Below are 13105 nucleotides of genomic sequence, written 5' to 3'. Positions count from 1 at the left end.
TTAGAGCTGATAGTTCTTCAACTCCCTGGCAATCACCATCCGCTGAATCTCGCTGGTGCCTTCGTAAATCTGCGTGATCCGCGCATCCCGGTAGTAACGTTCCACCGGATAGTCTTCCAGATACCCATACCCGCCATGAATCTGCATCGCCTTCGAGCAGACCTTTTCGGCCATTTCCGAGGCGAACAGCTTGGCCTGGGACGCTTCCGACAGGCATGGCTTACCGGCGCTACGCAGGCGTGCGGCGTGCAGGATCAGCAGGCGTGCGGCGTTCAGTTGGGTTTGCATGTCGGCCAGCAGGTTCGCCACGCTCTGGTGTTCGATGATCGCCTTGTCGAACTGCACCCGGTCACGGGCATAGGCCAGCGCCGCTTCAAAGGCGGCACGTGCGATGCCCAAGGCCTGGGCAGCGATGCCGATGCGCCCGCCCTCCAGGTTGGACAGGGCGATGGCCAGGCCTTTGCCGCGCTCGCCCAGCAGGTTGGCTTCGGGCACTGTGCATTGGTTGAAGGTGACGGCGCAGGTGTCCGACGCGCGAATGCCCATCTTGTGTTCGGTGCGGTCGACCACGAAGCCCGGCGTATCCGTGGGGACCAGGAACGCCGAAAGGCCTTTCTTGCCCAGCTCCGGGTCGGTCACGGCAAACACAATGGCCAACTTCGCGCGCTTGCCATTGCTGACAAACTGCTTGGCACCGTTGATCACCCACTGGCCGTCGCGCAGTTCGGCGCGGGTGCGCAGGTTATGGGCTTCAGAACCGGCCTGGGGCTCGGTCAGGCAGAAGCAACCGATGGCCTGGCCGCTGGCGAGCGCGGCCAGCCAGGTGTGTTTCTGCGCCTCTGTGCCGTAGTTGAGGAGTGGGCCGCAACCCACTGAATTATGGATACTCATCAGTGCGCCCGTGGCGCCATCCCCGGCGGAAATTTCCTCCACGGCCAGGGCATAGGCGACGTAATCCACGTAGGTGCCGCCCCATTCTTCCGGCACCACCATGCCGAGCAGGCCCAGCTCGCCCATCTTGGCCACCAGCGCGTCGTCGATCCAGCCGGCCTTTTCCCAGGCCTGGGCGTAGGGTGCGATTTCACCTCGGGCAAAATCACGCGCCATGTCGCGGATCATCACTTGTTCTTCAGTGTATTCAAGATCTTGCATGGCTTATTTCTCAATCTGCGTGAAGTCGCGAAAGAAGCTGTCGACGTGATCGGCGCCCAGCCCTTGCAGGGTGGGCGGGTTCCACTGCGGGTTCTTGTCTTTATCGATGATCAGGGCGCGAACCCCTTCGATCAGATCGCCGCGTGCGAACCACTGGCGGTCCAGATGCAGCTCCAGGGCAAAGCACTGTTCCAGCGGCAGGTGGCGCCCACGGCGCAGCATCTGCAGGGTGACGGCCATGGCCAGGGGCGAGCGGGTCTGCATCAGGGCGGCGGTGGTCAGCGCCCAGTGGTGGCTGTCGGCGACGGTAACTTGCTGTAGCTGCTCGACCATGCTCGGCACGTCCGGCAAGGCGAAGAAATGGTCGATGGCCGGACGCAAGGCCGCCAGCGGCGCATCCGGCAATTGTTGTACAGCGAGCCTGGCGAGCACGCCTTGCAGGTCCTTGAGGGGCGAATCGCGCCATTGCAGGCTGTCGAGCGCGAGCCCAAGCTCCGTCAGTTTGGCGCTGTCGAGGTACCAATCGGCCAGGCCGCAGTACAGCGCGTCCGCCGCACGGATCTGCACCCCGGTGACGCCGAGGTAAATCCCCAGCTCGCCTGGGATACGCGGCAGGAAGTAGCTGCCACCCACATCCGGAAAATAGCCGATGGCCACTTCCGGCATCGCCAGGCGGCTGCGCTCGGTCACGACACGCAGGTCGGCGCCCTGTACCAGGCCCATGCCACCGCCGAGCACGAAGCCGTCCATCAAGGCCAGCACGGGTTTGGGGTAATGGTGGATGGCCAGGTCGAGCGCGTATTCCTCGACGAAGAAGTCTTCATGCAGAGTGTCGCCACGCTTGAAACTGTCGTACAGGGAACGGATATCGCCGCCGGCACAGAAGGCCTTGTCGCCGGCACCGCGCAGCACCACGGCGTAGACAAGCGGATCATCAGCCCAGGCCTGCAGCTGCGTCGTCAACAGACGCACCATGTCCAGGGTGATGGCATTCAAGCCGGCGGGGCGGTTGAGGGTGAGGTAACCGATATGGTTACGCACCTCACTCAGTACTGCTTCCTGCTGAATATCGGTGTGGCGTGCTTCGGAGGACACCTGAGCAGTCATCACTAACTCCCTGCTTTTATTGTTCTTTATCAAGATGTTCGCGGGCGAACTATCGCGTGATCCTACCAGCGCAAATTTGCCGCCTACAACCCGGAATCCTGCAGGTCGTTGTTGCATTTATGCACAACGCGTCAAACTACGCGACTGGCCAGGACTTCGCCGATACTGCGCCGTCGCGCATGGCCTTCGGCGGCATGAATCAATTGCTCCAGCTCCGTGGGCTCGACGTCGAAGAACTGCTCCATGTCGGCCAATGCCAACTTGAGGTCGGCGGCGGTGATGGCCGGGTCGGTCACCGGAGCGCTGCCGAGCATGACAGGTACCGGCTCGGCTTGTCCCTTGGGATAACGCGTGCGGGTGGCATTGTTGTAGGCCAGCGCACACGCCAGCAGGGCAGCGGCGCCGAGCATGACCGGTGCCAGCTCGTGCCAGCCGAGGGCGATGGAGGCAGGGTCGGCCAGTACCAGCGTCATGGCCAGGCCGCCGGCCGGGGGATGCAGGCAGCGCAGCCAGCAGATCAGCACGACCGTCATGCCCGCCGCCAGGCAAGCGCTGCCCAGGGTGCGTCCCAACACTCGCGCCACGAGCAACGCCACCACGCCAGCACACAGATAGCTGCCCATGATCGACCAGGGTTGCGCCAGCGCCCCCGACGACACGGCAAACAGCAGCACCGCCGACGCCCCCAGCGGGCCGAGCAGGTGCAGGGCGACTTCCATGCCGAACACCTGGGCACACACCCAGACACTGAGCAGCGTGCCCAAGGCCATGCCGATAGCGGCGCGACTCCATTCGGAAGGACGGGTATTGATGGCAGCAGGTAACCAGCGAGCGAGCATTGAAGAGGGGTCCTGAAACTGAAGGCGAAAAAAAAGGCCTGCCTGGTTTCCCGGAAAAGCCCTTGAAAGTTCCAACATTGGGGGAAGGAACCCGAACAGTGTGCCAACTGAGTTGCAGCGGCGCCAATGCATATTAATGAGGGTTGAATGCAAAAATTATGTACTTAAGGGGCTTCGTCAAAAAAAATCCGATCGGTGTTATGGGCGGCGGGCGTGCAGATCTTGCCCAGTACAAGGCTGTCGACTTCTTCATTGAACAGGCGTTTTTGCAGGTTCGCCTGCAGGCCTGGTTCGTCGGCCAGCGGCCCCTTCAACGCTACCAGCGCGTCACGTAAACCCCTCAACCGATCCAGTCTCGGCGCGGCTACAGATAACCTATCCTCTCGCACGGCATTGCCCTCCTTGTTGTTATGCAGGTCCCTGACCAGGGCTGTTACAGGCAGCCCTTGATACGGGTGGTAGATAGTTAATGCCCTTGCAAACGAGTCTACAGTCGGGCTCCAGGCACCGGAAGGCAAAGTTCAGCGGCCGTTACGCAAAGCACTGTAGGGGGTTTCTCGGTGATTATGATGAAAAACGCCCAGGGGGTTTATAAGCGGGCGTTTTTCTTACCTGACGGCTGCAAACACACTCAGAGAGGTGCTTTTTTCTCCAGGTGCAACAACACGTAGGGGGTCATATCGAACGCCCCGGTGAGCGTCGGCGTGAGCGCGCGCAAGCGTGGGTCAGTCAGGCTGTTAAAGTCGGCCTGGCTCATCACCAGCCAGGCGGGCGCCTGAACAGGCTGGAGCTCGATGGGCAACTGGGTAAACAGCGGAACCTTGTCGCAATTGAAGTTGACCATGAACTTGATGGCTTTTGCGTCTTTGCCCAACGCATGCAAGACCAATGGCGCCGGTTGTTGCAGGATCTGCTCCTTGGCCGCCAGGGTGAACGTACGGGTGTCGTAAAGGCTGCGCTCCAAGGGTTCGACCACCATGATGTAAGTCGTCCAGAGTGCCATGACTGCGGCGAATGCCGGACCGACCGGGCGCAGTCGAGCCTGGAACAGTGCCAGCAATGCCAATACCTGCAGCACCGCCAGTACGCCAAACATGAGCCCGAGATCGGCCAGCAGTTGCGGGTAACGCCGTCGCGCAACGATCAGGCCCACCGCCAACAGCGCCGGCAGCAGCGTCCACAGCGCCAGCATCAAACCGCGCAACCCGCTGAACAGCCGGCCTTGGGCGACCTGAAACGGATACGCGGCAATGATCGCCGCCATCGGCAGCATCGGCAGGATATACCGCGCCTTTTTTGCCTGGGGTACCGACAAGCCAAGCATCACCAGCACACCCGCCGCCGCGCAGTACAGCACCAGCTTCAACGCCGGGTCTGGCGCTCGGCGGCCGCCGCTCAGCACGGCCAGCAGCACCAGCAGCGCCACCGGATAGGCCAGGGCGTAGTTGCCGAGGGAACTGGTGAAGTAATACAGCACGCCGCCAGAGCCTTCGCTGCCATCCATGCGCCCCAGAAACTGCATGCGAATCACCTCACGCATGAAGTCTTCGCCACCGCTGAGCTTGGCCAGCAGCAACAGCAGACCGATACACGCCGCCAGCAACGCCAGCGCCAACAGCCCGAAGCTGAACAACTGACGCCATTGACGGTTGATCAGGTAATAGCTGCACAGCACCCCGGTAGGAATCACCAGGCCGATCGGCCCGCGAATCGCAAACCCCAGCATCAACAGCGCAAACACCCAGTGCAGGCGTTTGGCCGCAGCAAAATGCTCATGGGCATAACCCAGGTAGAACACCGCCAGGGTCACGGCCGCGAGCATCTGGTCCAGAGAGACGGCGCGGGTTTGGCTGATAAAGGTGCTACTGAGCAGCAACATTGCGATGCTCAGCAGACCCCAGCGCGGGGAGTAGGGCGCGGTGAGCCGATAGACCAGCACCACGATGGACGCCGAAGCCACAGCGCTGGGCAGCCACGCGGTGAAGCTGGTGACCTGGCCGATAGGCAGGGAGAGCAGCCAGGTCAGCAGGGTCGAGGTGGCCAGGTAATCGGCATACGGCTGGCCGTAAGTGGTGGGAAAGAAGCCCGGCCCATGGCGCAGCATCTCCTGGGCAAATACCACGAAGCGCGAGTCGAAGCCGATAATCGCCTGGTGCCAGCTGCCCGCGATGAACAGCAGCAGCGCCAACAGCCCCAAACCCAGTGACTGTCGACGGAGCGTTAGCGTGAGCAGGGGCGGGTGAACCTTGTGCACTGATCAGCCTGCCTTGGCCTGTTGCACCCAGTTTTGCTGGGGGATCGGCAACTCGCACGAGTCACCACGGCCAATCGGGAAGTATTTGAAGCCTTTGCGCGTCAGGCGCTCACCGTCGTACAGGTTGCGGCCGTCGAAGATCACCGGGGTTTTCAGGCGCTGGTGGATCAGGTCGAAATCCGGCGCCTTGAATTGCTGCCACTCGGTGCAGACGACCAGCGCATCGGCGCCGCCCAGGGTGGACTCCGGCGTGCCCATCAGCATCAGTCGTGGGTCGTCACCATAGATGCGCTGGGTTTCCTGCATGGCTTCGGGGTCGAACGCACGTACATTGGCGCCGGCGGCCCACAAGGCTTCCATCAGTACGCGGCTCGGCGCGTCACGCATGTCGTCGGTGTTGGGCTTGAAGGCCAGGCCCCACAGGGCGAAGGTCTTGCCGCGCAGGTCGCCTTTGAAGAACGCGTTGATGCGCTCGAACAATTTGCTTTTCTGGCGCTGGTTGATCGCTTCCACGGCTTCCAGCAGGTCGCTGGAACAGTTGGCCTGCTTGGCGCTGTGGATCAGGGCGCGCATGTCTTTGGGGAAACAGGAGCCGCCGTAGCCGCAACCGGGATAAATGAAGTGGTAGCCGATGCGCGAGTCGGCGCCAATACCCAGGCGCACGGCTTCGATGTCGGCGCCCAGGTGTTCGGCCAGCTCGGCGATCTGGTTGATAAAGCTGATCTTGGTGGCGAGCATGCAGTTGGCGGCGTACTTGGTCAGTTCGGCGCTGCGCACATCCATGAAGATGATGCGGTCATGGTTGCGGTTGAACGGCGCGTACAGGTCACGCATGATCTCCCGCACTTCTTCGCGCTCGCAGCCAATGATGATGCGATCCGGGCGACGGCAGTCGGCCACGGCAGAGCCTTCCTTGAGAAACTCCGGGTTGGAGACGATATCGAACTGCAGCTCACGGCCCGCTGCGTGCAGCTTTTTGTGCATATGATCGCGCAGGGTGTCGCCGGTCCCCACTGGCACGGTGGACTTTTCCACCAGGATCACCGGCGCCACGCGATGGCGCGCCACTGCGTCACCCACCGACAACACGTATTTCAGGTCGGCCGAACCGTCCTCATCCGACGGCGTACCCACCGCAATGAACAGCACCTCACCATGCTCGACGGCGAGTTTTTCGTCGTAGGTAAAACGCAGGCGTCCGCTTTCCAGGTTTTCCTTGACCATGGCCGCCAGGCCCGGCTCGAAGATCGTCACATGGCCCTTCTGCAGCGACTCGACCTTGCTCCGGTCAACGTCCATGCAAATAACATCGTGACCGACTTCGGCTAATACGGTGGCCTGTACCAAGCCGACGTAACCACTACCAAATACACTGATTTTCATGGGGTATTCCTGGGACTTGAGGTGCTAGCACGACGAGAGTTGATAACCAGTACGCCGAGGATGACCAAGGCCACCCCCAGGGTTTTTGCAAGCGAAAAGTGTTCGTTGAATACCGGCAGGCAGGCGGCCAGCAGGTACACCAGCGCGTAGCTGATGCTCAGCAGCGAGTAAGCGCGCCCGAGGGGCAAGTGCTTCAGCGCGCCGAGCCAGCAGAGCATCGACAGTGCATAGGCGATGATCGCCAGGACCACCACGCCCAGGGCGTTCAGGTCGAGGCTGGCGTTGTTCAAGGCGCTCAACCACGCCTCCGGCAACGGCAGGCGCGTCATGCTCCAGCGCATGCCCAATTGGGCCGCGCTGACCAGGCCGACACTGCCCAGGGCCAGGGCGAAACCGCGCATCCTGCTCATACCTGGCGCCCCAGCAGCACAACACCGGCAATGATCAGCACCACGCCCAGCCAGTGGCGGCCATCAATCTGTTCAGCAAACACAAAGCGCGCCATCAGCGTGACCACTACAAAATTCAGGCTGAGCATGGGGTACGCAATCCCGACTTCCAGGCGCTGCAACACCAGCAGCCACACCAGCAAACCGAGGCCCAGGCACACCAGCGCCGACCACAACCACGGTGAGCGCAGCTTCAGCGCCCAACCGTCGGGCAATTCACGCCAGCTTTCCACGGCAAATTTCTGCGAGACCTGGCCCGCGCACGTGAGCAGGCAGGCGCTGAGTAACAGAAGCAGGGTGATCATTGCGCGACCTGCGGGAAAATCAGGATTACGATGTTGCCCTGCGCATAGCGCTTGCCGTCCGCGGGCAGCAGGGCGAGTTCTTCCTTTTCGCCCTGGCTGTTGACGCGCATCACCACGCCGACGGCGCCGCTGCGGCGGGTTTCGGCCATCCAGGCCTGGATTCGATTGCGGTCGACCAGACGCTGGGCGGTGTCCGCATAAGCCAGGCCGTATTTCACCTCGCCAGAGGTGTTGTAGAGCGTGATGTCGGGCCGTTTCAGGCGCCACGACAGCGCAGCGGAGGCGCCCAGGTCGTTGCTCAACAGCGCAATGGAAGGCTTGAGTTCTTCGGCATGATCGATGATGAACTGGTCCGGGGTCTTGTTATAAACCACCGAATGGGGCAGCGCGGCGGGCACCAGGGCAACCAGCAAGGCACTGCCGATCAGCGGCGCGGCCCACAGTTTCAGCGGGCGGGCTGCCTGCAGCAGATTGACCAGGATCCAGCCGGCCAGGCAGGTGAATATCAGCATCAGGCTGAGGGTTTCCTCACCCGGTACGTACACCGTTTTCTTCAGTTGGAACCAACCGAGTGCCAGCAGGGCGAGTACGCCAATCACCAGGTTCAGCCAACCGTTGATGCGCAACACGCGGCCACGGCCTTGAACGAGTTTGTCACTCAAGGTCGACCCCATCAGCAAGGCCAGGGGCAGCAGGCACGGCATGATGTAGGCGGGCAGTTTGCCTTTGGCCAGGCTGAAAAATGCCAGGGGCATCAGCAGCCACAGCAACAGGAACGCGGTGTTCGGCAGGCGCCGGTCCAGCCACGCATGTTTGAGGCTGGACGGCAACAGCGCAACCCAGGGCAGCGTGAACGCCACCAGCAACGGCAGGTAATACCAGAACGGCTCGGCGTGCTGCGCGTCTTCACCGGCAAAGCGCTGGATATGCTCATGCCAGAAGAAGAAGTGCCAGTAATCCGGCTCTTGCAGGTGCACGGCCAGGGCCCATGGCAAGCTGACCAGGATCGCCGCAGCCACCGCCACCGGGCCGTACTTGAACAGTTCCATCGAGCGTTTCTGCCAGAGGGCGTAGGGCAGGGCGATCAACACCGGCAGCAACCACGCCAGGAAGCCTTTGGTCATGAAGCCCATGCCACAGGCCAGGCCGAGCAAGGCCCAGGACCAAAACCTGGCGCGCTGCGTGCGGCTGTCGAAGCAAAACCACAGGGCAACGCCTGTGAGGTTGACCCAGAAGGTGAACTGCGGGTCCAGGTTGGCGTAGCCACCGAGCATCGCCACGCTGACGAAACTCATGTACAGCACGCTGCTGATCAGGCTTTTCTGCGGGTCGTTCCACAACCGGCGCGACATCAGGTAAACCAGCAGGATGCTCAAGCCGGTGCTCAAGGCCGACGCAAAGCGCACGCCGAACAGGTTCTGGCCGAAGATCGCCTGGCCCAGCGCGATCATCCAGTAGCCCGCCGCCGGTTTCTCGAAGTAGCGAATGCCCATGAAGTGCGGCGCGGCCCACTTGCCGGTCAGCAGCATTTCCTGGCTGATCTGCGCATAGCGGGTTTCATCCGGAATCCACAGGCCGTGGGTGGCCAGTGGTAACAGGTAAAACACGCCAAACGCCAACAGGAGCAAGGGCAATGCCCAGCGGCGGATCATGCCTGCTGCACTCCGAGCCAACCTTCGCGGCCGCTCAATACGCCGCGCACCAGCTGTTGCTGGGGCAGGGTGGTCACATCTGCGGGCAATAACGCGCTCAGGGGTTGGAAATCAATGCCGCGCTGCCCCGCCTGGGCGAGCAACTGGCGAAAATCCTGGGCCATCAGAATCCCTTCTACTTCTGCGTGAATGGTGTAGACGTTCAGCTTTGACGCGTTGAACCGGTCAAGGATGAACGTGTTGAAGTCCTTGGCAGCCACTACCGGCCCGACGACTTCGTCGAAGGTCGGCAGGTCTACCGGAATTTGTGGGGTGCCCGCGCTGCCATCGGCCAGGGTCGGTCGAAACAGGCTGGTGCCCCGGCAATCACTGTTGTAGCGAAAGTTGAAGGCTTGTTTGGCTTGCACCACACGCTCGTCGGCGCGCCAACCGGCGGCCGCTGAACAGTCGATCCGCTCACCGAGGATGTCGCTCAAGGTATCCACGCCGCGTCGGATCTGCTCGACCAGCTGCGCGTCGCTCCAACGCCCGGTATTGGCCTGCCAGCCGTGGTGGTCCCACGCGTGCAAACCGACTTCATGCCCGGCGGCCTTGGCCTGGCGCATCAAGTGCCCCAGGTCACGGCCAATCGGCTTGCCCGGCCAGGCGGTGCCGGCCAGCAGGATGTCCCAGCCATACAGGCCGGCGGCATTGGAACGCAGCATTTTCCACAGGAACTGCGGGCGGATCAGGCGCCACAAGTGGCGCCCCATGTTGTCCGGCCCGACGCTGAAGAAGAACGTCGCTTTAATCCCGGCTTCGTCCAGGGACTCGAGCAGCCGTGGCACGCCTTCACGGGTGCCACGGTAGGTGTCTACGTCGATGCGCAGGCCTGCCTTCATTACTTTTTGTCCGCTATTTCAAGCATTGCTTCACGCAGGAAGAAGTCCAGCGTGTTGCCGATAGTCTCGCTCATCGCCACGGTCGGCTCCCAGTTCAGCAGGCGCTTGGCGTTCTCGATGCTCGGCTTGCGGTGTGCCACGTCCTGGTAACCGGTGCCGTAGAACGCCTTGCTTTCCACGTCGCGAAAACCGGCGAACGGCGGGAAGTTGCCGCGCAGCGGGTGCGCTTCGAACTGACGCAGCAGCTCTTCGCCCAACTGACGGATGCTGGCTTCGTTTTCCGGGTTGCCGATGTTGATGATCTGGCCGTCGCAGACGCCCTTGTCGTTATCGATGATGCGCGCCAGGGCTTCGATGCCGTCGGCAATGTCGGTGAAGCAACGCTTCTGCTCGCCACCGTCGAACAGGCGGATCGGCGTGCCTTCCACCAGGTTCAGGATCAGCTGGGTGATGGCGCGGGAACTGCCGATACGCGCCGAGTCCAGGCGGTCCAGGCGCGGGCCCATCCAGTTGAACGGACGGAACAGGGTGAATTTGAGGCCCTTGTCGCCGTAGGCCCAGATCACGCGGTCGAGCAGTTGCTTGGAGACCGAGTAGATCCAGCGTTGCTTGTTGACCGGGCCCACCACCAGGTTGGAGGTGTCTTCGTCGAAGTACTGGTCCTGGCACATGCCATAGACTTCGGACGTGGAGGGGAAGATCACGCGCTTGTTGTACCTGACGCAGTAGCGCACCAGCTTGAGGTTTTCTTCGAAGTCCAGCTCGAACACGCGCAGCGGGTTGCGGGTGTATTCGATCGGCGTGGCGATGGCCACCAGCGGCAGCACCACGTCGCACTTCTTGATGTGGTACTCGATCCACTCGGTGTGAATGCTGATGTCGCCTTCCACATAGTGGAAGTTGGGGTGGCTGCGCAGGCGCTCGATGGCGTCGGAGCCGATGTCCAGGCCGTAGACTTCATAGCGGTCGTCACGCAACAGGCGCTCGGACAGGTGGTTACCGATAAAGCCGTTCACCCCCAGGATCAGCACGCGGGTGCGGCGTGGCTTGCGGCCCGACTCGGCGCCGCGCAGCACGGAGCCGTCCACCAGGCCCAGTTCATCGGCCAGGGACGGGCCGGCCAGGTACAGGCCGTTGTCGTTGCGCTGGCCGAACTTGATCACCAGCGAGTCTTCACCACAGGCGATGCGCAGCGGATTGACGCTGATCACGCGGCCCGGCGCCAGGCCTTCGTTGCCTTTGGCCACGTCGGCCTGCCAGACGATGAGTTTGTGCTCGCCCACGGCGCAGAAGGCGCCAGGGTAAGGCTGAGTCACGGCACGCACCAGGTTGAACAATTGTTCGGCGGGCTTGTTCCAGTCGATCTTGCCATCGGCGGCGGTACGGCGGCCGAAGCAGGTCGCCTGGCTTTCGTCCTGGGCGGTTTCAGCCAGTGTGCCCTGGGCCAGTTGCGGCAGGGCGTCGCGCAGCAGGTGGCTGGCGGCCTCACGCAATTTGGCGTGCAGGCTCAGGCCGGTGTCGCTGCGCTCGATGCTGACTTTGTGTTGGGCCAGGATCGCGCCGGCATCGGCACGCTTGACCATGCGGTGCAGGGTCACGCCGGTTTCGGTTTCACCGTTGACCAGCACCCAGTTGGCTGGCGCGCGGCCACGGTATTTGGGCAGCAGCGAACCATGCAGGTTGAACGCGCCTTGGCGGGCGAGGGCCAGCAGCGGTTCGCTGAGCAGGTTGCGGTAGTAGAACGAGAAGATGAAATCCGGGTTCAGCTTGGCGATGCGCTCGACCCACAGCGGATGGTTGGCGTCTTCCGGGGCGTGCACCGGGATACCGTTGCGGGCGCACAGCTGGGCGACGGAGCCGTAGAAATTGTTTTCCTTGGGGTCGTCGGCATGGGTGAACACGGCGGCAATGTCGTAGCCCGCAGCGAGCAGGGCTTCGATACCCGCACAGCCAATATCGTGGTAGGCGAATACAACGGCTTTTGAACTCATGACTGGACCTGATCGGAAGAAGAAGTAGAAGTATGGGAAGACACCAGGCCATCGACGACGACCACGGGAGCCGGTGCTGCCGGTTGGTTGCGCAGCACTTTTTCAATGAAGAAACGCGGGCGGGCGCGCACATCGCTGTACATGCGCCCCAGGTATTCACCCAGCAGGCCCATGCCGATGAACTGGCCACCGGTGAACACGAACAGCACCGCAAACAGCACGAACAGACCGTCGCCCGCCCAAGTGGCGCCGAAGGCCAGGCGCATGACGATCAGCGCGAAGGCAAACAGCACGCCCAGCGCCGCCAGGCTGAACCCGACGATGGACAGCAGGCGCAACGGCGTGGTGGTCATGCAGGTGAGCAGGTCGAACATCAGGCTGATCAGGCGCATGGCGCTGTATTTGGATTCGCCGTGTTCACGCTCGGCGTGGTGCACCAGGATCTCCGTGGTGTGACGGGCGAAGCCGTTGGCCAGGATCGGGATAAAGGTGCTGCGTTCGCGGCAGGCCAGCATCGCGTCGACGATGGTGCGGCGGTAGGCGCGCAGCATGCAGCCGTAATCGGTCATGGCCACGCCGGTGGAGCGCTGCACGGCCAGGTTGATCAAGCGCGAAGGCCAGCGGCGGAAGGCCGAATCCTGGCGATTGTTGCGCACCGTGGCGACCACGTCGTAGCCCAGCGCGGCTTGTTCCACCAGGCGCGGGATTTCTTCCGGCGGGTTTTGCAGGTCGGCGTCGAGGGTAATCACCACTTCGCCGCGGCACTGTTCGAAACCCGCCATGATCGCGGCGTGCTGGCCATAGTTACGGTTGAGAATCACCGCCACTACCTTGCTGCCATCTTCGGCGGCGGCGTCTTCAAGCAATTGCGCCGAATTGTCGCGACTACCGTCATCCACCAGGATGATTTCGTAGTCGTAGGCCAGCTGTTGGCAGGCGGCGGTGGTGCGGCGCAGCAACTCAGGCAGGCTCTCTTGTTCGTTGTAGACCGGGATAACGATCGATACGCAATGAATGGGGTAGGGTTTCAAAGATTAATAACCTCGGCTGGAGCAACTTGGAGCGCGAAAACAGCAGCGATTAGTGGGCGAA

At 62.2% G+C, this 13105-nt stretch carries 12 protein-coding genes; all 12 read right to left on the bottom strand.

All coding sequences use genetic code 11. From position 1 onward, the window contains the following. The 12 genes from C4J86_RS13525 to arnC all read right to left on the bottom strand — a co-directional run bounded on the left by C4J86_RS13525 (nt 1) and on the right by arnC (nt 13044). The gene (locus C4J86_RS13525; protein WP_124370765.1) at nt 1-1152 is read right to left on the bottom strand and encodes an acyl-CoA dehydrogenase family protein; all 1152 of its coding nucleotides are present in this window, start codon (nt 1150-1152) and stop codon (nt 1-3) included. Nucleotides 1153-1155: 3 nt separating this feature from the next. Continuing rightward, nucleotides 1156-2259 (bottom strand): enoyl-CoA hydratase/isomerase family protein, encoded by a 1104-nt coding sequence (locus tag C4J86_RS13520; RefSeq protein WP_124370764.1) that lies wholly within the window; start codon nt 2257-2259, stop codon nt 1156-1158. A gap of 131 nt (nt 2260-2390) precedes the next feature. Beyond that, nucleotides 2391-3098 (bottom strand): HPP family protein, encoded by a 708-nt coding sequence (locus C4J86_RS13515; RefSeq protein WP_124362935.1) that lies wholly within the window; start codon nt 3096-3098, stop codon nt 2391-2393. Nucleotides 3099-3262: 164 nt separating this feature from the next. After that, a complete protein-coding gene (locus C4J86_RS13510) occupies nt 3263-3442 on the bottom strand; it encodes a hypothetical protein (RefSeq protein WP_124370763.1) in 180 nt (59 codons plus the stop codon). A 287-nt stretch (nt 3443-3729) separates the two neighbouring features. Continuing rightward, nucleotides 3730-5352, bottom strand: coding sequence for a glycosyltransferase family 39 protein (locus C4J86_RS13505; RefSeq protein ID WP_124370762.1), 1623 nt, complete (start codon nt 5350-5352; stop codon nt 3730-3732). Nucleotides 5353-5355: 3 nt separating this feature from the next. Further along, nucleotides 5356-6735, bottom strand: coding sequence for a UDP-glucose/GDP-mannose dehydrogenase family protein (locus C4J86_RS13500; protein ID WP_124370761.1), 1380 nt, complete (start codon nt 6733-6735; stop codon nt 5356-5358). Then, entirely contained in the window at nt 6732-7145 is a 414-nt protein-coding gene (gene arnF, locus C4J86_RS13495) for a 4-amino-4-deoxy-L-arabinose-phosphoundecaprenol flippase subunit ArnF (RefSeq protein ID WP_124370760.1), read from the bottom strand. Before arnF ends, C4J86_RS13500 begins: the two co-directional genes overlap by 4 nt. Beyond that, nucleotides 7142-7489: a 4-amino-4-deoxy-L-arabinose-phosphoundecaprenol flippase subunit ArnE gene (gene arnE, locus C4J86_RS13490; RefSeq protein WP_124370759.1), complete on the bottom strand. Its 348-nt coding sequence runs from the start codon at nt 7487-7489 to the stop codon at nt 7142-7144. The genes arnF and arnE overlap by 4 nt, the downstream gene beginning before the upstream one ends. Then, on the bottom strand, nt 7486-9141 hold the full coding sequence (gene arnT, locus C4J86_RS13485) for a lipid IV(A) 4-amino-4-deoxy-L-arabinosyltransferase (RefSeq protein WP_124370758.1): 1656 nt from the start codon (nt 9139-9141) through the stop codon (nt 7486-7488). Before arnT ends, arnE begins: the two co-directional genes overlap by 4 nt. Next, the gene (gene arnD / locus C4J86_RS13480; protein ID WP_124370757.1) at nt 9138-10022 is read right to left on the bottom strand and encodes a 4-deoxy-4-formamido-L-arabinose-phosphoundecaprenol deformylase; all 885 of its coding nucleotides are present in this window, start codon (nt 10020-10022) and stop codon (nt 9138-9140) included. Before arnD ends, arnT begins: the two co-directional genes overlap by 4 nt. Beyond that, nucleotides 10022-12013 (bottom strand): bifunctional UDP-4-amino-4-deoxy-L-arabinose formyltransferase/UDP-glucuronic acid oxidase ArnA, encoded by a 1992-nt coding sequence (gene arnA / locus C4J86_RS13475; RefSeq protein ID WP_124370756.1) that lies wholly within the window; start codon nt 12011-12013, stop codon nt 10022-10024. The genes arnD and arnA overlap by 1 nt, the downstream gene beginning before the upstream one ends. Continuing rightward, nucleotides 12010-13044, bottom strand: coding sequence for an undecaprenyl-phosphate 4-deoxy-4-formamido-L-arabinose transferase (gene arnC / locus C4J86_RS13470; RefSeq protein WP_124362926.1), 1035 nt, complete (start codon nt 13042-13044; stop codon nt 12010-12012). The genes arnA and arnC overlap by 4 nt, the downstream gene beginning before the upstream one ends. Between the last annotated feature and the right edge of the window lie 61 nt (nt 13045-13105).

Origin of the sequence: Pseudomonas sp. R2-7-07, assembly GCF_003852355.1 — a bacterium.
In the GTDB taxonomy this organism is placed as follows: domain Bacteria; phylum Pseudomonadota; class Gammaproteobacteria; order Pseudomonadales; family Pseudomonadaceae; genus Aquipseudomonas.
This window is presented reverse-complemented; position numbering and strand designations above follow the sequence as displayed.